The organism is Flavobacterium rhamnosi, assembly GCF_048286515.1.
GTDB lineage: Bacteria > Bacteroidota > Bacteroidia > Flavobacteriales > Flavobacteriaceae > Flavobacterium.
Genome location: NZ_JBLVPS010000003.1, coordinates 194564 through 215871 on the forward strand (window position 1 = coordinate 194564; position 21308 = coordinate 215871).

Annotated in this window: 18 protein-coding genes; 10 read left to right on the forward strand and 8 right to left on the reverse strand. The window is 35.2% G+C overall.

Annotated elements, in window-relative coordinates; genetic code table 11:
* Positions 1 to 118: 118 nt before the first annotated feature.
* The 3 genes from ACNQGN_RS03715 to ACNQGN_RS03725 form a co-directional block, all read right to left on the reverse strand.
* Complete coding sequence (locus ACNQGN_RS03715; protein ID WP_417986509.1) at positions 119 to 535, reverse strand: hypothetical protein; 417 nt, start codon at positions 533 to 535, stop codon at positions 119 to 121.
* A 41-nt stretch (positions 536 to 576) separates the two neighbouring features.
* Positions 577 to 1230, reverse strand: a complete 654-nt coding sequence (locus ACNQGN_RS03720) for a metal-dependent transcriptional regulator (RefSeq protein WP_417986510.1) — start codon at positions 1228 to 1230, stop codon at positions 577 to 579.
* A gap of 156 nt (positions 1231 to 1386) precedes the next feature.
* The gene (locus ACNQGN_RS03725) at positions 1387 to 3258 is read right to left on the reverse strand and encodes an Nramp family divalent metal transporter (RefSeq protein WP_417986511.1); all 1872 of its coding nucleotides are present in this window, start codon (positions 3256 to 3258) and stop codon (positions 1387 to 1389) included.
* 99 nt (positions 3259 to 3357) lie between these two features.
* Here ACNQGN_RS03725 and ACNQGN_RS03730 point away from each other — a divergent pair, with 99 nt between their 5' ends.
* The 4 genes from ACNQGN_RS03730 (at position 3358) to ACNQGN_RS03745 (ending at position 7826) form a co-directional block, all read left to right on the forward strand.
* Entirely contained in the window at positions 3358 to 5667 is a 2310-nt protein-coding gene (locus tag ACNQGN_RS03730) for a TonB-dependent receptor (protein WP_417986625.1), read from the forward strand.
* A complete protein-coding gene (locus ACNQGN_RS03735) occupies positions 5667 to 6131 on the forward strand; it encodes a thioredoxin family protein (RefSeq protein ID WP_417986512.1) in 465 nt (154 codons plus the stop codon). Before ACNQGN_RS03730 ends, ACNQGN_RS03735 begins: the two co-directional genes overlap by 1 nt.
* Positions 6132 to 6166: 35 nt before the next feature.
* On the forward strand, positions 6167 to 7318 hold the full coding sequence (locus ACNQGN_RS03740) for a lycopene cyclase family protein (protein ID WP_417986513.1): 1152 nt from the start codon (positions 6167 to 6169) through the stop codon (positions 7316 to 7318).
* A gap of 97 nt (positions 7319 to 7415) precedes the next feature.
* Positions 7416 to 7826 carry a BrxA/BrxB family bacilliredoxin gene (locus ACNQGN_RS03745; RefSeq protein WP_417986514.1) on the forward strand — a complete coding sequence of 137 codons (411 nt, stop codon included), beginning with the start codon at positions 7416 to 7418 and terminating at the stop codon, positions 7824 to 7826.
* A gap of 79 nt (positions 7827 to 7905) precedes the next feature.
* Here the strand turns inward: ACNQGN_RS03745 and ACNQGN_RS03750 are convergent, their stop codons facing one another.
* The gene (locus ACNQGN_RS03750; protein ID WP_417986515.1) at positions 7906 to 10056 is read right to left on the reverse strand and encodes a PAS domain S-box protein; all 2151 of its coding nucleotides are present in this window, start codon (positions 10054 to 10056) and stop codon (positions 7906 to 7908) included.
* Positions 10057 to 10494: 438 nt separating this feature from the next.
* Between ACNQGN_RS03750 and trhO the strand changes: the two genes are divergently transcribed.
* The 6 genes from trhO (at position 10495) to ACNQGN_RS03780 (ending at position 17677) form a co-directional block, all read left to right on the forward strand.
* A complete protein-coding gene (trhO, locus tag ACNQGN_RS03755) occupies positions 10495 to 11850 on the forward strand; it encodes an oxygen-dependent tRNA uridine(34) hydroxylase TrhO (RefSeq protein ID WP_417986516.1) in 1356 nt (451 codons plus the stop codon).
* Between the two features lie 185 nt (positions 11851 to 12035).
* The gene (locus tag ACNQGN_RS03760; protein WP_417986517.1) at positions 12036 to 13304 is read left to right on the forward strand and encodes a PSP1 domain-containing protein; all 1269 of its coding nucleotides are present in this window, start codon (positions 12036 to 12038) and stop codon (positions 13302 to 13304) included.
* Positions 13288 to 13767: a gliding motility lipoprotein GldH gene (locus tag ACNQGN_RS03765; protein ID WP_417986518.1), complete on the forward strand. Its 480-nt coding sequence runs from the start codon at positions 13288 to 13290 to the stop codon at positions 13765 to 13767. Before ACNQGN_RS03760 ends, ACNQGN_RS03765 begins: the two co-directional genes overlap by 17 nt.
* Before the next feature lie 16 nt (positions 13768 to 13783).
* Entirely contained in the window at positions 13784 to 16093 is a 2310-nt protein-coding gene (locus ACNQGN_RS03770; protein ID WP_417986519.1) for a penicillin-binding protein 1A, read from the forward strand.
* Positions 16094 to 16313: 220 nt separating this feature from the next.
* Positions 16314 to 17015 carry a CoA transferase subunit A gene (locus ACNQGN_RS03775; RefSeq protein ID WP_417986520.1) on the forward strand — a complete coding sequence of 234 codons (702 nt, stop codon included), beginning with the start codon at positions 16314 to 16316 and terminating at the stop codon, positions 17013 to 17015.
* A gap of 2 nt (positions 17016 to 17017) precedes the next feature.
* Positions 17018 to 17677 carry a CoA transferase subunit B gene (locus ACNQGN_RS03780; RefSeq protein ID WP_417986521.1) on the forward strand — a complete coding sequence of 220 codons (660 nt, stop codon included), beginning with the start codon at positions 17018 to 17020 and terminating at the stop codon, positions 17675 to 17677.
* Positions 17678 to 17869: 192 nt separating this feature from the next.
* On the opposite strand, the gene ACNQGN_RS03785 is transcribed toward ACNQGN_RS03780, so the two are convergent.
* The 4 genes from ACNQGN_RS03785 to ACNQGN_RS03800 all read right to left on the reverse strand — a co-directional run bounded on the left by ACNQGN_RS03785 (position 17870) and on the right by ACNQGN_RS03800 (position 21211).
* A complete protein-coding gene (locus tag ACNQGN_RS03785) occupies positions 17870 to 19309 on the reverse strand; it encodes a nucleoside recognition domain-containing protein (protein WP_417986522.1) in 1440 nt (479 codons plus the stop codon).
* A 78-nt stretch (positions 19310 to 19387) separates the two neighbouring features.
* Positions 19388 to 20101: a 3'-5' exonuclease gene (locus ACNQGN_RS03790; protein WP_417986523.1), complete on the reverse strand. Its 714-nt coding sequence runs from the start codon at positions 20099 to 20101 to the stop codon at positions 19388 to 19390.
* Between the two features lie 33 nt (positions 20102 to 20134).
* Positions 20135 to 20605 (reverse strand): methylated-DNA--[protein]-cysteine S-methyltransferase, encoded by a 471-nt coding sequence (locus ACNQGN_RS03795; RefSeq protein WP_417986524.1) that lies wholly within the window; start codon positions 20603 to 20605, stop codon positions 20135 to 20137.
* Positions 20606 to 20803: 198 nt separating this feature from the next.
* Positions 20804 to 21211, reverse strand: coding sequence for a c-type cytochrome (locus tag ACNQGN_RS03800; RefSeq protein WP_417986525.1), 408 nt, complete (start codon positions 21209 to 21211; stop codon positions 20804 to 20806).
* Positions 21212 to 21308: the final 97 nt, after the last annotated feature.

Genomic DNA, 21308 nt, shown 5'->3' on the forward strand with positions numbered 1-21308 from the left:
TTTGGAAATACTGCACGGTTCTATGTCAAATCGAAGTCGAGATTCTCTCTGATATTTGAATTGGAATCTTCCAATAACAATTTTGAATCAAAGTAAAAGACAGTGGCTGATAATACCTTTATTTTATATACCCAATCTTTATGTAATACTCTTTCGGATTGATTACAACTCCTTCTTTAGGGTATGGTAAAACACTTATGTTTTTTATTTTTCTTTGTTTTTCAGTTAGATAATTTGCGATCCATTGCTTATTTTCTTCCTCATTCTTAGGAGAAAAGACGAGGGTTTTATCCTCAACTAATTTCAAATTTTTGTAAACGGAGACAATCACTGAAGCTTCTCCAGCCCAAATACAAGTAACGTTTTCCGGACAACGAGAATCAGAGATCACCTCTTTCAAAACCAATTTATAGCCTATTTTTTTTAAATCTGTTTTTTGGCAAATTTTCACATATTTTAGATTTTCCTTTTGAGCGTTTTGAGCAAAAATGGAAACACAAAAGAGCAATAAAAAAGCTAAGAGATAATTTTTCATTTGTTTTTTCCTTTTAAATATACCAATATAATGTCTTTTGGCTATGTAATCTTTACAAAAAGATTGGTAGCAATTTTATTTGAAATAGTTAAATCCCTGTTGTCTACTTTTATTTTCAAAGACAAATCGAAGCTTTCCTTACTAATTATTTCAATTTTAGAACCCAGGGCAATCCCTTGCTTGTCCAGATATTTAAGAAACTGCGATGATGTGTCTTTTACACCAACACATATTCCTGCCTGATTTTCGGATAATTCGGAAAGCAATTGTTTTTCAATTTTAACGATTCGACCGTTGGCATCCGGAATGGGGTCTCCATGTGGGTCTTCGGTTGGATTGCCTAGAAAATCATCCAGTTTATTAATCAATTTTTCTGACTTGATATGTTCCAATTGTTCTGCAATATCATGTACCTCATCCCAAGAAAAATCCAATTTATCAACTAAAAAAACTTCCCAAAGACGGTGCTTTCTTACTATCATTTTAGCAGTTGTTTTCCCGTGATCTGTTAAAGAAACACCTTGGTATTTTTTATAATTAACCAGATCCTTTTCCGCTAATTTTTTAAGCATATCAGTTACTGACGAAGCTTTGGTCTCCATTTTTTCGGCAATAGCATTAGTGCTTATTTCTGAATCTGAAATAATTGTAAGATGGTATATGGTTTTGAGATAGTTTTCTTCTGAAAAAGTCATTTGATTTATGATTGAAGATTAACGATTTTATATTTTAGATTTTATAACCCCGATAAGAGTAGAACTCCCTTTATTGCAAAAGAAGTTCCTCTAATATCATTTGCAACGTATCGCGGGACAGCGAAGATTCAGCAAAGCTAAATAACTCCCGAAAATTTATTTTTTCACTATAAGTAACGGAATAGAAATTTTATGACGCAATTTGTCAACGGTAGTTCCGAAGACTAAATCTTTAAATCCGGTATGACCATGAGTTCCCATAACCAAAATGTCAAAACTTCCTTTATTGATGATTTCCGGAATCACTTTATTTGGTTCTCCAAATCCTAATTGCGTTTCTACATTAAAACCTTTTGCCGAAAGCATTTGTTTGTATTCTTCTAATAATTTTTCGTCAATTAAAGTTTCGTGGTCATCAATGTTTTCGCCATAAACCATAGCTCCAACTGTTTCTACAATATGAATCAGGGTGTATTTTGCCTCTATACCACCCAATTCGAAAGCGCTGTTTAAACCCACTTCATCTGAACTGGAGAAATCCACGGAAACGGCGATATTCTTTTTGGCATAATTTCCGGATTTAGAAAATTGCAGTTTTAAACTATGTGGAGAATGGTTCTGGATATCAATTTTAGATTTTGAAATAAATGGTTTGAAGACGATATACAACAATAATATCAGGAAGCTTATTGCCAAAGGAACCACCGTTAACCACAATACAATGGGATTTTCGGACGTTTCTAACCAGCCATTTATTTCGTCAAAAACTAATTTGGCGTTGAGCGAAACAATAATTGATGCAATAAGCCATGCGAAAATTTGTGTCAGTATACTAATATGAAAACCTTTCATTTTAGATTTATCGCTTACAAAATGAATCAACGGAATAATGGCAAAACCTAACTGTAGACTTAAAATAACCTGACTTAATATCAGCAATTTTCCCGTTACACTTTCTCCAAATATAGTAATAACAATAACTGCCGGAACAATGGCGATTAATCGTGTGATTATTCTTCGGACCCAAGGCTGAATTCGTAAATTCAAATAGCCTTCCATGATAATTTGACCTGCTAAAGTACCGGTAACGGTCGAACTTTGTCCCGCAGCGATTAAGGCTACAGCAAATAATATGGGTGCCCATTTTGTTCCTAAGATTGGCTGTAAAAATTGATGTGCATCTTGAATTTCCGCAACATTGAACATCCCATTTTTATAGAATGTAGCTGCCGCTAATATTAATATGGCTGCATTTACAAGAAAAGCTAAGTTTAATGCAATGGTAGAATCGATGAAATTATATTTCAATGCCTGCTTAATCCCGGCCGTGCTTCTGTCGAATTTTCTGGTTTGCACCAGGGAAGAGTGTAAGTATAAATTGTGTGGCATTACTGTTGCGCCAATAATCCCGATGGCGATGTATAATGCAGCTTCATTTGGCATGGAAGGAATTAAACCATAAATCACTTTTCCCATTTCCGGTTCCGCAAAAATCATTTCAAAAATGAACGAAACCCCAATAATCATAACCAAAGCAATAATAAAGGCTTCCATCTTTCGGATTCCTTTATTGATTAGAAACAACAATAAAAAAGTATCCAAAACGGTTATCAAAACCCCTTCTATCAATGGAATATCAAATAACAAATTAATACCGATTGCCATTCCTAAAACCTCAGCTAAATCGCAGGCCGCGATAGCAATTTCCGCCAAAAAATAAAGAATATAATTGATAGGTCTTGAATACGTTTCCCTTGAGGCTTGCGCCAGATCGCGTTGCGTAACTATTCCCAACCGGGCACTAAAACTTTGTAGTAATAGGGCCATGATGTTACTCATCAATAAAACCCAAAGTAATGCATACCCGAACTGACTTCCTCCGGCAATATCAGTCGCCCAGTTTCCAGGATCCATGTAACCAACACTGACTAAATAAGCCGGACCAAAAAAGGCCAATATTTTCCTAAAAACCGATGTTTTGTTTTGTGTAGCGACCGATTGGTTAACTTCTTCAAGTGATTTACCCATAATTGAAATTAAATTATTGATACAAAAGTAATTAAAAAATTTGTTTTACGAAATATAATTTTTAGCTTTGCCTAAAATTTATATATAAGTTCGTCTAAAATTAAAATCGTGAAAAATATAGTTCTCTTTTTTTGTATTCTAATCAATACTATTTCATTTGCTCAATCCAACATAAAAGGAAAAATTACTTCCCAGAGCATGCCTTTGCAACAAGCTAACATTGTGCTGAAAAACACTAAAAATGCAACCATAAGTAATGAAGATGGCTCTTATAACATTAAAAATGTCACAGCCGGAAATTATGAGGTTGTCGTTTCTTATACTGGTTTTAAACCTCAAAGAAAAAGCATTACTGTTATTGACACTACAGATATCGTTTTAGATTTCGATTTAAAAGAAAACAATACACTGGATGAAGTGGTTGTAACAGGAACATTAAAACCCGTAAGTCGTTTGGAAAGTCCGGTGCCTGTAGAAGTATACAAACCAACCTTTTTCAAAAAAAACCCAACGGCGAATATTTTTGAAGCTTTACAGAATGTAAATGGCGTTCGACCGCAATTGAATTGTAATGTCTGCAACACGGGTGACATTCACATTAATGGATTAGAAGGTCCTTATACTTTGGTTTTAATTGACGGAATGCCTATCGTTAGTGGGCTTTCGACAGTTTATGGATTATCGGGAATTCCCAATTCATTATTAGAGCGAATAGAAATTGTGAAAGGTCCGGCATCCTCTTTATACGGAAGTGAAGCCGTTGGTGGGTTAATCAACATTATCACTAAAAACCCAAAAAACGCAGCTTCTTTTTCAGCCGATGCATTTTCTACAAGTTGGGGTGAAGCCAATGTTGATTTGGGTTTTAAAGCCAATATTGGCAAAAGCGCTTCCGTACTTACAGGTGTGAATTACTTCAATTACAGCAACCCTATTGACAACAACAATGATAATTTCACTGATGTAACCTTACAAGACCGAATTTCAGTTTTCCAAAAATGGAATTTCAACAGAAAGAGTAACAAATTATTTTCGATGGCAGGACGTTTTTTCTATGAAGACCGATGGGGAGGCGAATTGCAGTGGGAGAAAAAATACCGTGGAGGAGATGAAGTCTATGGCGAAAGCATTTATACCAAACGTTGGGAATTATTAGGTGCTTATGAGCTTCCGGTTTCCGAAAAAATGTTGTTTTCTTTTTCTTATACGGATCATGACCAAAATTCAGTTTATGGAGACATTCCCTATTTAGCGAAACAACGCATTGGTTTCGGACAGTTGACTTTGGATAAAAAATTAAACAATCACGATTTGCTTTTTGGGACTGCTATTCGATATCAATATTATGATGACAATACTACGGCCACAACCAAAGCAGACGTTAATTGGATTCCGAGTGTTTTTGTGCAGGACGAAATTAATTTAGCTGAAAAACACAAACTTTTATTAGGTGCGCGTTACGACTATAACAACAATCATGGGTCTATTTTCACGCCGCGTGTCGCTTATAAATGGAAAGTTAACGACAACAATATCTTACGATTTAATACGGGAACAGGATTTAGAATTGTCAATCTTTTTACCGAAGAGCATGCCGCTTTAACTGGCTCGCGTGATGTAATTGTTCTTGAAGAGCTAAAGCCCGAACGCTCCTATAATGCCAATCTGAATTACTTGAAGAAAATCTATACTAAAAATGGAAACTTCATAGGCTGGGAAACCACCGCTTGGTACACTTATTTCACAAATTCCATTATTCCTGATTACGATAGTAATCCAAATCAGATTATTTATAAGAACTTAAACGGACATGCTGTTACAAAAGGAATAAGCACCAATATTGATATGGTTTTCAACAATGGATTGAAAATGATTTTGGGAGCCACCTATATGGATGTGACTAAAACTGAAAATACGATTACAACACAACAAATATTAACTGAAAAATTCACTGGAACTTGGGCCATATCTTACCGAATTCCAAAATATTTTCTAGACATTGATTATACTGGAAATCTTTATGGACCTATGCGTTTGCCTCTTTTGGGAGCGTTAGACCCAAGAAAAGAATATTCTCCCACATGGAGCATCCAAAACATTCAGTTTACTTACAATAAAATCAAAAATTTAGAAATTTATCTGGGTGTAAAAAACTTATTGAATTGGACACCAAATAAAGGCAATCCATTTATTATCGCACGAGCCGACGACCCTTTTGACAAAAATATATACATTTCTGAGGGTACTGGTGCCAATCGTGATGTTGGCTTAAATGGTCAACCGGTTCCGAAGGGTCAAATAGTTGACACAGCGGATAACCCTTATGCTTTATCCTTCGATCCAGGCTATGTTTATGGCCCAAACCAAGGAATTCGTAGTTTTTTTGGTTTGCGTTATACTTTAAAATAATGAAGAAATTCTTTTTTATATTGCTACTTTTCTTTTGGGCGATTCCATCCGGTTTTGCCCAATTGAAAACCTATTCCTTTGAAGAAGTAGAAAAATTATCTAAAGAAAATCCAAAACCTATTATTGTTTTTATTCACACATCGTGGTGCAAATACTGCAAGATGATGGAACATTCTACCTTTAAAAATCCAGAAATAATTACGGTTTTAAATGATGATTTTTACTTTATTTCATTAGATGCCGAAAACAAAAAAGACATTACGATCAACAGCCATGCTTACAAATTCATACCAAAAGGACAAAACACCGGAATGCATGAACTGGCTACAGCGTTAGCAACAATCGACGGCGAAGTGGTTTATCCGACAATTACCTTTCTTACCCCTGATTATTCAATTTTGTTTCAAAAAACTTCTTTTCTAAATGCTAAAGGACTTATTGCTTTCCTTGAAAAAATGAAATAATAGGTTACTTTTGAGAAGAATTTCCTAAGATCAAGATGAAACACTTCGATTACATTTTTACCGGCGCAGGTTTATCGGCTTTGATGACCGTTTATAAAATGGTGCAATCCGGAAAATTCAATAATAAAAGCATCTTGTTATTGGATAAAACTCCAAAAAAAACGAATGATAGAACATGGTGCTTTTGGGAAGAATCCAGCAGAGCGTGGGAGACAATTATCCAAAAAAAATGGAATTCAGCTCTTTTTGCTGATGAACATTTCAGAAGAGTCTTAGATTTAAAACCGTATCAATACAATATGGTGAAAGGTTTGGACTTTTACAACCTAGTATTTGATTTAATTACGAAACAAGAAAACATTACCTTCTTCAATCAGAAAGTACTCGAAATTGAAGAATCAGAAAATCTTATTCTGATACAAACCGATACTGAAAGCTTTTCATGCTCCAAACTCTTCAACAGTATTTACAACAAACAAAAGACGGAAAGCCAAACGGAATATCCAGTTTTACAACAACATTTTATTGGCTGGTCTATCAAAAGTGAACAATCAATTTTCGATATTGAACAGCCGACATTCATGGACTTTTCGGTGGCACAAAAAGGAAATACTCGTTTTATGTATGTCTTGCCTACTTCTAAAAGGGAAGCCTTAATTGAATATACTTTATTTTCTAAAAACCTGCTTCAGATAGAGGAATATGACACTGAAATTCAAAAGTACATTGAAAACCTTGGTATTACCGACTATGAAATCGTTGAAAAAGAGCGAGGTAGTATCCCAATGACCTGTTATCCTTTTTGGAAAGCGAATACTAAAAACGTACTGAATATTGGAACTTCCGGAGGTTGGACCAAAGCAAGCACTGGATATACTTTCAAAAATTCAGATAAAAAATCAAGTCAATTGGTCTCATTCCTTCAAAGGGAAACCGACTTTACCAAATTTCATAAAACAACCAAATTCTGGTTTTATGATTTGTTACTTTTAGACATCTTAGACCGTAAAAACGAAATCGGCTCTTCCATTTTTTCTTCATTATTCAAAAAAGGAAGTCCACAAGTAATTTTCAAATTCTTAGACGAAGAAACCTCTCTTTTGGAAGATCTTCAAGTGATTGTAAGATGCCCAAAAAAACCTTTTATTCAAGCATTATTTCGCCTGGCTTTAAAAAAAATAAAATAACAATAAAACTATAACAAAACTTTATAGCTCAAATAAACATGTTGATTTTAAACTTTGTAACTTTGTAACTTGAAATTATAAATTTAAAATAAAAAATATGTATCCAGAAGAAATGGTAAAACCAATGCAAGCGGAATTAACTGCTGCAGGTTTTAAAGATTTACATAGTGCCGAAGCAGTTGAAAACGCAATGAAAGCTGAAGGTACAACACTAGTGGTAGTAAACTCAGTATGTGGTTGTGCTGCAAGAAATGCACGTCCGGGAGCAAAAATGAGTTTAGATGGGGCAAAAAAACCAGACCATTTAATCACAGTTTTTGCAGGAGTAGACAAAGATGCTGTTGATGCAGCGAGACAACACATGTTTCCTTTTCCTCCATCATCGCCAAGTATGGCATTGTTCAAAAACGGAGAACTAGTTCACATGTTAGAACGTCACCACATTGAAGGCCGTCCAGCTGAATTGATTGCTGAGAACCTAAAAGACGCTTTCAACGAATATTGTTAATTCAATTAAAAAACTGAAAAACCACGATAAGTCGTGGTTTTTTTTTAGAATTATTTTTCGTTTTTGTTGCAATTAAAAATCAAATCACGGTATCACCGCCTTTTCTAAAGCCAATTAATTGCCGGTACTTTAATTCGGTTTCTTTCAATTCTTCTTCCATCTGCTTGTATTTGCTAATGTCTTTTATCGTTACAACAGCCGCCACTACTTTATTATTTTGATCCACTAACGGTCTGCCACTGATAAGAACCCGCTTCTTTTCTTGCGCAACGGGATTCCAAAGAATAACTTCGACATCATCTGTAACTTCACCACTCAATGCGCGTTCCATAGGCAAGTTTTGGGAAGGGAAAATCGTTTTTTCATCAGGAAAATATAGCTCAAAATGATCGGTTAAACTAGATGATATTTTATCATCTTCTTCAATTCCAAAAATCTCATTGGCCATGTAATTTGCCAATATTATTTTTTTCTCTGAATTTGCAACAATAACTCCCTCTCCTATATTCTCAACAATCAGTCTTAATTTTTCCTCATTTTCATAAAGTTCATTTATTACCGTATGTTGTTCGTTCTCTAATCTAACAATTTCTGTAACATCGCGCCCTACAGAATAAAAAACACCTAATGACAAATCAATATTACTGTTCCAATCCAGCCATTTATAAGATCCATCTTTACAAAGAAAACGAGTCCTGAAATTAATAATTGAATCTCCTTTTAAATGTTTTGATAATACTTCGTTGGCCGTATTCCTGTCATCTGGATGAATTAACTCCATAAATTTAATTCGGTCCATATCCGATTGATCATAACCTAGCGTTCTGGTAAAAGCCTGATTAATTTTAATGAAATGATCATCCTTGGCAACCGTTAGAATATCGAACGCCATATTAAAAAACATGTTTGAAACTTTTAAGGATTCTTCATTCTCTACTAATTCAGAAACATCATTGGCAACAGCATAAATTATTCCTGTTTGAATATCGATAGTACTGGTCCAATTTAACCATCGATAAGAACCATCCTTACAACTGGCTCGAAATCTGTGACTTACAACCGAATCCCCTACTTTCATTTTTTTAATTACATCCATAAAAGCATTCGTATCCTCAGTATGTATAAACTCAAGATAGGGTTTATTTAACGCTTCCTTTTGATCATAACCGAGAATTCTTGTAAAGGCAGGATTTACTTTCACGAAATTATCTCCTTCAATTATGACAAAGATATCAAAAGACATATTAAAAAATTTCTCAGCAGAAATTAAAGATTTTTCATCTTCTTTTCGAGTAGTTATATCACTTGCAACAGCGTATAGTAACCCACTTGAAGGATCTGGAAAAGTTGACCAGGAGAGCCATTTTATTGATCCATCTCTACAAATATATCTGTTTTCGAATTTTATTGTTGAGGCACCTGTCTCTAGTTTTGCAACTTCCTTTTGCGTAATGTCTCGGTCTTCAGGAACAGTAAAATCAAGAAAAGGCCTACTTAACAATTCCTCCTCGGAGTAGCCTAGAATTTTACTTACAGCGGGGTTAATTTTTATAAATTTGTCCTTTGATGCAATAATCATCATGTCTAATGACATATTAAAGAATTTATCTGCTGCCTTGGAAGATTCTTCTAATTTTTTCCTTTCAGAGATATCTGTGGAAATTCCTCCAATAGCATAAATCCGCCCATTTGAATCATACAAAGGAAATTTTACTGCAATATAAGTATGCGGCCCATCAGGCTGCTGGATAGTTTCCTCTGTTTTTAATTCCCTTAATGCTTTTACTACTTCAAAATCTGAGTTTCGATATGCATCTGCAATATCTTTTGGTAAAAAATCATGGTCCGTTTTGCCAACTATTTCGGCATTCGAAATCTGAAATAAAGATTCAAATTGTTTATTTATCAATACATATTCTCCATTTATTTTTTTAATAAATATAGGATTGGAAGTGTTATCAATGATAGATTGAAGCAGTTGCTTATTTTCTAGAAGTAAGTTTTGGGAAATGTTTTTAGCGCGCAATTGCGCTTGAATTATAAAATAGACAATAGTCAGTAAAACAATAGAAAGTACAAACAATGAAAGTTCTATCCAATTCAACAACGAATCCATTGCCTGATTTCTCTGCTTGTTAAATCTGGAAATAAAAACCCATCCTGAAGCAATGACAACCAGTAAATTGATTATAAACCCTAGTAATATTTTTTTTTCAAAAGAAATTTTCATGGAAAAATGGTATTAAATTCAACAATCCTTAACCACAATAAATCAAAAAACAATTTGCTTATTAACATGAAAGTTAATGAATTATATTTAATTATCTCAAACGATTTTCACATAGTATCTCCAAACACTCCGCTTGACCAGAAAAAAAGAAATATAACCTCAATCAAACAAATACGCTACAAACAATAGTGCCCTTTATATACTAAAATCACTGTTGCGAAACTCATCTAAATTTTTGTCTGGAGCTGTTTCCCGCTATTTGCTAGAATCTATCTCGTTAAAAAACGAGATAGGATTTCGCCTTTGACCGATGCTGGGGACATTAGCCATTTGAAAATTATTTCATTTTCAAATTAATCCTTACTTTTGCACCGTTCAAGAAAATTTTCTTGACAATTTTATCGAAAATAAATTTCTCAACTTAAAACTGTTTATAGCATGCAACTGTACAACACATTAAGCGCAGAAGAAAGAGCCATCATGATTGATGATGCCGGAAAACAACGTCTTACGCTGTCTTTCTATGCTTATGCGCAAATCTCAGATCCAACACAATTCCGTAACGAATTATTTCTTGCTTGGAATTCTCTTGAAGTTCTTGGTAGAATTTATGTAGCCAATGAGGGAATCAACGCCCAATTATCACTTCCTGCTGATAATTTTTACGCGTTTAAAGATTCCATCGAAGTCTATGATTTTATGAAAGCTATCCGTTTGAATATCGCCGTGGAACAAGACGATCATTCGTTTCTAAAACTGACTGTAAAAGTCCGTGATAAGATTGTGGCTGATGGTTTAGCTGATGAAACTTTTGATGTAACCAATATCGGGATTCACCTAAAAGCGAAGGAATTCAATGACCTTTTGGACGACCCAGATACCATTGTGGTCGATATGCGAAATCATTACGAAAGTGAAATTGGGCATTTTACCCAAGCCATAAAACCAGATGTTGACACTTTTCGAGAATCATTACCAATTATCGAAGATCAATTAGCGCAGCACAAACAAGACAAAAAATTACTGATGTATTGCACCGGAGGAATTCGTTGTGAAAAAGCCAGCGCTTATTTCAAACATAAAGGTTTTGAAAATGTTTACCAATTAGAAGGTGGAATTATTGAATATACCAGACAAGTAAAAGCTGAAGGTCTTGAAAGTAAATTCATCGGCAAGAACTTTGTATTCGATCATCGTCTGGGCGAAAGAATCACTGACGATATTGTCTCACAATGTCACCAATGTGGAGCACCTTGTGACATACATACCAATTGCGTGAATGAAGGTTGCCATTTACTTTTCATCCAATGTGAGTCTTGTGCAGCAAAAATGGAAGGCTGCTGTTCTACAGAATGCGTGAGTGTAATTCATTTGCCGGAAGAAGAACAAAAAGCCATACGAAGGGGAATTAAAAATGGAAATAAGATTTTCAAAAAAGGAAAATCAGACGTTTTGACCTTTAAAAATAACGAAGAAACGCATGGTATTTACGTTGCAGACAAAACAAAAGCAGCCCTTAAAAAAGAACAAAAAGTCAAGAAAATTTATATTGGAAAAGGAACCCATTTTTTTCCAAAACCAAGTATTGGCCAATTTATCATTGAAGAAAACGAAATTAAAATTGGTGACACTATTTTGATCAAAGGTTCTACAACTGGAGAACAAACAATGACTATTGAAAATATGTTTGTTAACGATTTGGCTTTAGAAAAAGCCGTTTCTGGAGACACGTGTACTTTTAAGCTGCCATTCAGAATCAGATTATCTGACAAATTGTATAAAATTTTAGATTAAAAACAAGGTAAAAACAGTATCGAAATTAACCCATTACAAACCAAACTGTAATGGGTTTTTTTATTAAAAATTTATGATTTATTGGTGCTTTTATGCGTTGTTCCGTAAAATTAAAAAATACTATCTTTACACATTAATCGTTTAAGAACTTAAGTTGTGCGAGTCACAACACTATATATAAAATTATGGCATGTACAAGTTGTTCAACTTCTGATGGTGGCGCACCTAAGGGTTGTAAAAATAATGGGACTTGCGGCACCGATAGCTGCAATAAATTAACCGTTTTCGATTGGCTTTCCAATATGAGTTTACCTAATGGCGACGCTCCTTTTGACTGTGTAGAAGTACGTTTTAAAAACGGAAGAAAAGAATTTTATCGCAATACTGAAAAATTAACATTGAGTATGGGTGACATTGTCGCCACCGTTGCTTCACCAGGACACGACATAGGAATTGTAACCTTGACTGGTGAATTAGTAAAAATTCAAATGAAGAAAAAAGGAGTCAATCATTTAAGCAACGACGTTCCTAAAATCTATAGAAAAGCATCCCAAAAAGATATCGATATTTGGTCAGCGGCAAGAGATAAAGAAGAGCCTATGAAAGTTCGTGCTCGTGAACTTGCGATTGCCCAAAAACTGGAAATGAAAATTTCAGATATCGAATTTCAAGGTGACGGATCAAAAGCTACTTTTTACTACACAGCAAATGATCGTATTGACTTTCGTGCTTTGATTAAAGATTTCGCAAAAGAATTCAGTACCAGAATCGAAATGAAACAAGTAGGTTTCCGTCAGGAAGCGGCTCGTTTAGGCGGAATTGGTTCTTGCGGAAGAGAGTTGTGTTGCTCCACCTGGTTAACTGATTTTAGAAGTGTAAATACCTCTGCGGCTCGTTACCAACAACTATCATTGAATCCACAAAAACTTGCAGGACAATGCGGAAAATTAAAATGCTGCCTGAACTATGAGTTAGACACTTACATGGATGCATTGAAAGATTTTCCTGATTTCGAAACAAAATTAGTAACAGAAAAAGGAGATGCCATTTGTCAAAAACAAGACATTTTTAAAGGACTAATGTGGTTTGCTTATACCAATAATTTTGCCAATTGGCATGTTTTAAAAATTGATCAGGTCAAAGAAATTGTAGCAGAAAACAAACTAAAAAATAAAGTTTCTTCACTGGAAGATTTTGCAATAGAAATTATTGTAGAACCTGAGAAAAACTTCAATAACGCAATGGGCCAGGAAAGCTTAACTCGTTTTGACCAGCCAAAACCAAAGAAAAAACAGAATAAAAAACGCAAACCGGCCGCTGAAAATGCAATTGTAGCAAACAACAAGTCTGCAAATAATAATAATAATAATAATAACCGTCAGACTCCAAATGACAAAAAACCAGCGGAGCCAAGAAAACCAATAATTATTACTAAAAATGTGGATAAAAAATAGCGCTTTACTTCTTTTAATTGTAATTCTCTTTTGTTCGTGTGATAAAAAAAGAGCGTTTGACGAATATAAATCTGTTGGGAGTGAATGGCATAAAGACAGTATTGTAACTTTCAATTTACCGGAATTAGACTCAACAAAACGATACAATTTATTTGTGAATTTGAGAGCCAATAACAATTATCAGTACAACAATCTATTTCTAATTGTAGCTTTAGAATTACCAAATGGCTTTACAAAGGTGGATACACTCGAGTACCAAATGGCAGATCCAGAAGGGGCGTTATTAGGTAACGGATTTTCCGACATAAAAGAAAGTAAACTGTATTACAAAGAAAATGTAAAATTCAGAGGAAAATACAAAGTCCATATAAAACAAGCTGTTAGAGAGACTGGAAAAGTTCCAGGTGTAGTGCTTTTGGACGGAATTACAGAAGTAGGTTTTAGAATAGAAAAAAAAGATTAAGAAAGTATAAAGTATTATGGCTATCAGAAAAAATAACAATCAGACAAAAAGCATTGATAAAGATATAACTTACTACAAAAAGAAATTTTGGAAAATATTCTTTATTGGCTTAGGAAGTATCGGTTTGTTTTTCTTGTTTGCTTCATGGGGAATCTTCGGTTCGATGCCCTCTTTTGAAGATTTAGAAAATCCAGATTCCAATTTGGCTACAGAAATCATCTCGGCTGACGGAGTGGTCCTGGGTAAGTATTTTGAAAAAAACAGGTCTCAATTACGATATTCGGATTTACCTAAAAACCTGGTGCAAGCATTAATAGCTACTGAAGACGCACGTTTTTACGAACACTCCGGTATCGACGGAAGAGGAACGCTGAGAGCCATTTCGAGTTTAGGTACGAGCGGTGGAGCCAGCACATTAACACAGCAATTAGCCAAACAATTATTTCACGGAGAGGGTTCAAAATTTTTACCTTTTAGAATTGTACAAAAAATAAAAGAATGGATTATTGCTATCCGACTAGAAAGACAATACACTAAAAACGAAATCATTGCAATGTATTGTAACGTTTATGATTTTGGTAATAATTCTGTTGGAGTAAGTTCTGCAGCAAAAACCTATTTTTCCAAAGAACCAAAAGATTTAACAATCAGTGAATCGGCTATATTAGTTGGGATGTTTAAAAACTCCGGTCTATATAATCCAGTAAGAAACCCACAAGGTGTAAAAAATCGTAGAAACGTGGTGCTTTCGCAAATGGAAAAAGGAAAAATAATAACTACGGAAGAAAAAGAGAAATTACAAAGTTTACCGATTAAATTAAACTTTAAATTAGAAACACACAAAGAAGGAACCGCTACATATTTCAGAGAATATTTACGCGATTACATGAAAAAATGGGCCGAAGAAAATAAAAAACCGGATGGCTCTGATTATGACATCTACAAAGACGGTTTAAAAATCTACACTACCATTGATTCCAGAATGCAGTTGCATGCTGAAGAAGCTGTTACAGCCCACATGGCAAACCTTCAAGAAGAGTTTTTCAAACAATCTAAGGGTAATAAAAATGCCCCTTTTGTTAATATTTCTTCTGTAGAAACACAACGAATTCTGAATCAGGCAATGAAATCCTCCAGCCGATGGGCAGTGATGAAATCCTTGGATAAAAGTGATGAAGAAATTATAAAATCGTTTAGCGAAAAAGCAAAAATGACTGTCTTTTCTTGGAAAGGAGAGAAAGATACCATCATGACTCCATTGGATTCTATCCGCTATTACAAACACTTTCTACAATCTGGATTGATGGCAATGGAGCCACAAACCGGTAATGTAAAAGCGTGGGTTGGCGGTATTAATTACAAATATTTTCAATACGACCACGTAGGTCAAGGAGCAAGACAAGTAGGATCAACCTTCAAACCTTTTGTTTACGCGACAGCTATCGAACAATTAAATATGTCTCCATGTGACTCGATTATTGATGGACCTTTCGTAATAAGAAAAGGACGTCATAATGTTACCGAAGATTGGGAGCCTAGAAACTCTGATAACAGATATCGCGGAATGGTCACCTTGAAACGAGGTTTGGCCAACTCCATAAATACTATATCAGCAAAACTAATCGACAAAGTTGGTCCGGAGGCAGTAATCGATTTAACACATAAATTAGGGGTGAAATCTGAAATTGTAAACCAACCTTCCATTGCTTTAGGTGCGGTTGAAATAACAGTTGAAGACATGGTAGCAGCTTACAGTACCTTTGCCAATCAGGGTGTTTATATGAAACCTCAGTTTATATCAAAAATTGAAGATAAAAGTGGGGTCATAATCTATGAGCCAATACCAGAATCACATGATGTTTTAAATAAAGATATCGCTTATGCAGTTATAAAATTGCTGGAAGGTGTAACCGAAGGTGGCTCAGGAGATCGTTTGCGTACCACTGGCGGCGGTAGTGGAGATGACCGCTGGACTGGCTATCCATATCAGTTTAGAAACCCTATTGCAGGAAAAACAGGCACCACACAGAACCAGTCTGATGGTTGGTTTATGGGAATGGTTCCTAATCTTGTAACTGGAGTTTGGGTAGGCTGTGAGGACCGTTCTGCTCGTTTCAAAAGCATCACTTATGGTCAAGGAGCCACAGCAGCTTTGCCAGTTTGGGGCTATTTTATGAAACTTTGCTATGCTGATCCAGCACTTAAAGTCTCTAAAGAATCTTTTGAACGACCTGCAAACCTTTCTATAAAAGTAGACTGTTATTCAGCTCCAAAAGTAAAAGATACTACAGCTGTAGAAGAGGATACCGAAGAATTTGAATTGTAAAATTTTTATAGCTAATCCAGCTATATGCTATATCTTTTAGTCTCGTTAAAAAATGAGACTAAAGGGATGTCGCTTCAAACGAAGTATACTGAACTTCAACGAGAATAAAAATCAAGTGAAGTGCTCCCGGCTATGACCTTCGTTCTCGAAATTAAATTCCTGTAATCCTCATCCAGACTTAATTCTTCTCTAAATTAAAATTCGACAAATAGCCTAATTTATGATCAACAAAAAAGTAAACAATGTTCATGACGCCCTTCAAGGAATTGAAAATGGGATGACTATCATGCTTGGCGGTTTTGGATTATGCGGTATTCCAGAAAACTGCATTTCCGAATTAGTAAAAAAAGAAAAAAAAGATTTAACGTGTATTTCCAACAATGCTGGTGTAGATGATTTCGGACTTGGATTGCTTTTACAAAAACGTCAAATCAAAAAAATGATTTCTTCTTATGTAGGAGAAAATGCGGAATTTGAACGCCAAATGCTTTCTGGTGAACTAGATGTTGAACTTATTCCTCAAGGGACTTTAGCAGAGCGTTGTCGTGCCGCACAAGCTGGAATTCCAGCTTTTTTCACACCCGCAGGTTATGGGACGGAAGTCGCTGAAGGGAAAGAAGCACGCGAATTCAATGGAAAAATGCATGTTATGGAACTAGCTTTCAAAGCTGATTTTGCAATTGTAAAAGCATGGAAAGGCGATACTGCTGGAAATTTAATTTTCAAAGGAACAGCAAGAAATTTCAATCCCTGCATGGCCGGAGCTGCAAAAATAACTGTAGCTGAAGTAGAAGAATTGGTAGAAGCGGGAACTTTAAACCCAAACCAAATCCATATTCCCGGTATATTCGTACAACGTATCTTTCAAGGAGAGAAATACGAGAAAAGAATTGAGCAACGTACAACCAGAAAAAAAGCGTAATCATGGCATTGGATAAAATAGGCATCGCAAAGAGAATCGCACAAGAATTGAAGGATCGCTATTTCGTGAATCTCGGAATAGGAATCCCAACATTAGTCGCAAATTATATACCGCAAGGAATTGACGTTGAATTTCAAAGCGAAAATGGCGTCCTGGGCATGGGACCGTTCCCTTTTGAAGGAGAAGAAGACGCAGACATAATTAATGCCGGAAAACAAACCATTACCACCTTGCCGGGCGCGTCCTTTTTCGATTCGGCTCTTAGTTTCGGTATGATTCGCGGACAACATGTTGATTTGACAATTCTAGGTGCTATGGAAGTAGCTGAAAACGGCGATATCGCCAATTGGAAAATTCCAGGTAAAATGGTCAAAGGAATGGGTGGCGCCATGGATTTAGTCGCTTCCGCAGAAAATATTATTGTTGCTATGATGCACGTCAATAAAATCGGAGAGTCAAAAATATTAAAAAGATGCACTTTACCGCTTACAGGTGTGGGTTGCGTAAAAAAAGTAGTTACAGAATTGGCCGTTTTAGAAATAACTCCAAATGGGTTCAAACTTTTAGAACGTGCACCAGGTGTAACCGTAGAACATATCATCGCTTCTACTGAAGCTGATTTAATTATTGAAGGTGAAATTCCTGAAATGATTATTGCTTAATCTATAATTCTCTTCTTTTTGGTTTTGAAACTTAAAAGATAAAGACATATACTAATTGCCAAGAAACCAACGTTAAAACATCTAGCAAGAAGTAATACCATTTAGATTAAGTCAAAAAAGAAGCCTCATAATTCAAAATTGTGAGGCTTCTTTTTTTTAGAATGGTTATCAAATATAGCTTAAGCTTGCTTCCTAAAAGAACCAAGTCGCTACAAAAATAGCTGTAATAACACATATTAAATCCACCAAAAGCATCGTACCAAGAACGTAACGAGTGTTTTTAATTTTTATAGAACCAAAATAAACTGCAATTACGTAAAAAGTAGTTTCAGCACTGCATTGGAAAATCGAGCTCAACCTGCCTGTAAACGAATCCGGTCCAAAAGTACGCATAGAATCAATCATGAAACCTCGTGATCCACCAGAGCTAAACGGACGTAATAACGCTACTGGTAAAGCATCCGTGATTTCTTTGCTCACGCCAATATTAGAAAAAACGAAAGAAATACCATTGCTGATAATCTCAAATAAACCACTGTTTCTAAATAATGAAATGGCAACCAACATCCCTAAAACATAAGGAAAAATAATTACTCCAGTTTTTAAACCATTATTAGCTCCAGTTACAAACGCATCAAAAATAGTGGTATTGATTGCTACAAATTTTTTCTCATGTATTAAAGAAAACACTAATGTAAACCCAATAATTCCGACCAACATTAACCCAGAAAGGTTTGAAGTGAAAAAGTTCTTCCCAATTAAGTCCAAACCATTTATATAAAATAATAAACCAACAATAGCTGCAACAATAATCATTAAGGCACCAATTAAGGAAGCACTTTTGAAATTGATTTTTTGCCTAATACCAACGATTAAAAACGCAGCAATAGTTCCTATGAACGAAGTCAAAATACAGGGGAGCATAACATCGGCAGGATTCGCAGCGTTTTCAGCGGCGCGATACCCTATTATAGAGGTTGGTATTAAAGTTAAACCGGCAGCATGCAAACACATAAACATGATTTGCGCATCACTGGCTTTATCTTTCTCGGGATTAATGGTTTGTAAACTCTCCATCGCCTTTAGCCCAAAAGGAGTAGCAGCAGAGTCCAATCCTAGAAAATTAGCCGCAAAATTCAAGGTCATATAGGAGATTGATTCATGATTTTTAGGTACCGTCGGAAAGACTTTTACAAAAACAGGACTCAGTTTCTTAGCCAGTTTTTCAGCTGCCCCAGAGTCTATAAGCAATTGCATCAAACCACAAAAGAAAGCTAAATATGCAATTAACGGAATAATTAAATCCAGCAAGCTGCTCTTACAGGTAGGCAATAATCCATCTGACTTTTGAACACCGCTATATATTTTTACAGTCTGACTTTTATATACATAAGTAGTATCGGCATTTAAGGTGTCCCTATTGATTACCATAGTTTGGTCTGGTGCTTTTTTAATACTGTCTTTGATGAAAGCAGGGATTTGTTCTATATATTTTTCAGACAGCAAAATTGGGTCGTCTTTTTTACCATTTAATATGTAATCAATGGTGTAACTATCTCCCGAAAACAAACTGATGACTACAAACACTATTGAAGAAATAAAAATAGCCAACCAAAATCTACTTAATACCATAATCTATAATTTTTGTAAATGTAATTATTTATTAACAAACCCAGTCGCGGTTTTGAAGCCTGTTTGGGTATTGAGAAGCTAAATATGAATAATCTCGTCTTCAACCAGCAATTCTTCCCGACGCAGTCGAAGGAAAATCTGTGCTACGGCAATCGTATCTTTTTCACAATATGTTACAATTCTATCAATATCGTTTTCAACATAAAAAACATGTCCCACCTGGCTGCCATCAATATCGCCTTTTGGAGAAGGGATTCCGAGCACTTTACACATCAATTTTAAAGATGTATAATGCTTATAATCTCCGAATTTCCATAACTCCAATGTATCTAAATGTGGGATTTCCCATGGTTTTTTTCCAAATAAATTCAGTTTGTTAGGGATGGCGATCTGATTAATAATCATGCGCCGAGCAATGAATGGAATATCGAATTCCTTCGCATTATGACCACACAAAACGTGTTGGGGCTGATTGAAATGATTGTTCAGCAGATTGATAAAATCCGCCAAGATTTTCTTCTCTTCACCAAAAAAGGAAGTCACCCGAAAATTTCGAATGTCGCCTTTAATCGTAAAATAGCCAACCGAAATACAAACAATCTTTCCAAACTCGGCCCAAATTCCGGCTCGGTCATAAAAATCTTCCGGAGTATATTCGTCTTTTCGCTGAAATTGTGTTTTTTGCTCCCAAAGATCTTTCATTTCGGTATCTAAATCATTGAAATCAGCTGCTTCCGGAACAGTTTCTATATCGAAAAAAAGAATATTATTGAGGTGGATTTTATCTATCATAAATGGGACTTCTTAGATCTTGACTTTCTAAAATTAAAATAAGCTTTGTTGCATCGTTGGAAATTCGTGTTCCAACAACCATTTCTTTCGCCATAATCCACCAGCGTAGCCCGTTAGAGAACCGTCTGTTCCAATTACCCTGTGACAGGGAATAACGATCCATAACGGATTTTTCCCATTGGCGGAAGCCACAGCTCTAATAGCTTTCACATCGCCTAATTTTTTAGACAAATCCATATAAGACATGGTTTTCCCGAAAGGGATTTCCAATAATCCTTTCCACACCTTTTGTTGAAAATCAGTTCCTTTTGGATTGAGTACAAAATCGAAGTCTACTCTTTTTCCTTCAAAATAATCGTTGAGTTGACAAACCGCTTCTTGCAAAACAACAGGAATGACAATTGAAACGACTCCTTCATCAGCAACCGAGATTACTGAAACCCCGTTTTCATCTCCAATAATAGTTGCGATTCCTAAAGGGGTTTTCATGTACGCTATTTCCATTTGATAAATATAATTAATTTAACTCCATACTTTGATAAGGAAGCACTAAGTCAACAAAGAACTAAATACTTGAAAACTATTTAAAAACAAAAGCCATTCGTCTCCGCGAATGGCTTTTGTTTTTTGGTCCCGATAGAAGAAAAAATCCTTTTCTTTCTATCGAATTGAAATGATAACGGGTTAGCGTCTGAATAATATCTATTTCACAGTTGAATAAAGATATGCCTCTAATCCTTTTAATTCTTCTTCTGTAAATGTTTTTGTAAGGACAATATTTGGTTTCATCAAGTCAAATTGAGCCGGATCTACAATAGGTTCACTTTCCCCTCTTAGAAAAGCGACGATGTTACCATTTTTCTCTTTGTAAATTTTCGCAATGTCCTGTGTACTTGGGCCAATTAGTTTTGCATCAACTTTATGACAAGAAGCACAGGTTCCTTTTCCTTTAAAAAGGGCCTCCCCTAATTGTTCGGGTGTTTGAATTTCTTCTTGCATTCCTTCTGAGACTGTGGCTTCAGGTTCCGCTTGTTTTTCTGTTGGTTCCGCTTCTTGCTTCTTACAAGAAAAAGCTAAAAATGCAATTGCAATTATTAATACTTTTTTCATTTTAGTTTTTTTGTTTTATAGTTTTTTCAAAAATAATTTATTTTTTGACATTAAAATAAAAAAACGAGTTAAAAATTATTAGAAACAAAAAAATATA

What these genes read in the sequence shown, in the direction of transcription:
- ACNQGN_RS03740 (WP_417986513.1), top strand. Translation starts at nt 6,167, where the DNA reads ATGAAACACTTCGATTACATTTTTACCGGCGCAGGTTTATCGGCTTTG.
- ACNQGN_RS03780 (WP_417986521.1), top strand. Translation starts at nt 17,018, where the DNA reads ATGGCATTGGATAAAATAGGCATCGCAAAGAGAATCGCACAAGAATTG.
- ACNQGN_RS03725 (WP_417986511.1), bottom strand. Translation starts at nt 3,258, where the DNA reads ATGGGTAAATCACTTGAAGAAGTTAACCAATCGGTCGCTACACAAAAC.
- ACNQGN_RS03790 (WP_417986523.1), bottom strand. Translation starts at nt 20,101, where the DNA reads ATGATAGATAAAATCCACCTCAATAATATTCTTTTTTTCGATATAGAA.
- ACNQGN_RS03715 (WP_417986509.1), bottom strand. Translation starts at nt 535, where the DNA reads ATGAAAAATTATCTCTTAGCTTTTTTATTGCTCTTTTGTGTTTCCATT.
- ACNQGN_RS03760 (WP_417986517.1), top strand. Translation starts at nt 12,036, where the DNA reads ATGGCATGTACAAGTTGTTCAACTTCTGATGGTGGCGCACCTAAGGGT.
- ACNQGN_RS03800 (WP_417986525.1), bottom strand. Translation starts at nt 21,211, where the DNA reads ATGAAAAAAGTATTAATAATTGCAATTGCATTTTTAGCTTTTTCTTGT.
- ACNQGN_RS03770 (WP_417986519.1), top strand. Translation starts at nt 13,784, where the DNA reads ATGGCTATCAGAAAAAATAACAATCAGACAAAAAGCATTGATAAAGAT.
- ACNQGN_RS03745 (WP_417986514.1), top strand. Translation starts at nt 7,416, where the DNA reads ATGTATCCAGAAGAAATGGTAAAACCAATGCAAGCGGAATTAACTGCT.
- ACNQGN_RS03735 (WP_417986512.1), top strand. Translation starts at nt 5,667, where the DNA reads ATGAAGAAATTCTTTTTTATATTGCTACTTTTCTTTTGGGCGATTCCA.
- ACNQGN_RS03775 (WP_417986520.1), top strand. Translation starts at nt 16,314, where the DNA reads ATGATCAACAAAAAAGTAAACAATGTTCATGACGCCCTTCAAGGAATT.
- ACNQGN_RS03785 (WP_417986522.1), bottom strand. Translation starts at nt 19,309, where the DNA reads ATGGTATTAAGTAGATTTTGGTTGGCTATTTTTATTTCTTCAATAGTG.
- ACNQGN_RS03795 (WP_417986524.1), bottom strand. Translation starts at nt 20,605, where the DNA reads ATGGAAATAGCGTACATGAAAACCCCTTTAGGAATCGCAACTATTATT.
- ACNQGN_RS03765 (WP_417986518.1), top strand. Translation starts at nt 13,288, where the DNA reads ATGTGGATAAAAAATAGCGCTTTACTTCTTTTAATTGTAATTCTCTTT.
- ACNQGN_RS03720 (WP_417986510.1), bottom strand. Translation starts at nt 1,230, where the DNA reads ATGACTTTTTCAGAAGAAAACTATCTCAAAACCATATACCATCTTACA.
- trhO (WP_417986516.1), top strand. Translation starts at nt 10,495, where the DNA reads ATGCAACTGTACAACACATTAAGCGCAGAAGAAAGAGCCATCATGATT.
- ACNQGN_RS03750 (WP_417986515.1), bottom strand. Translation starts at nt 10,056, where the DNA reads ATGAAAATTTCTTTTGAAAAAAAAATATTACTAGGGTTTATAATCAAT.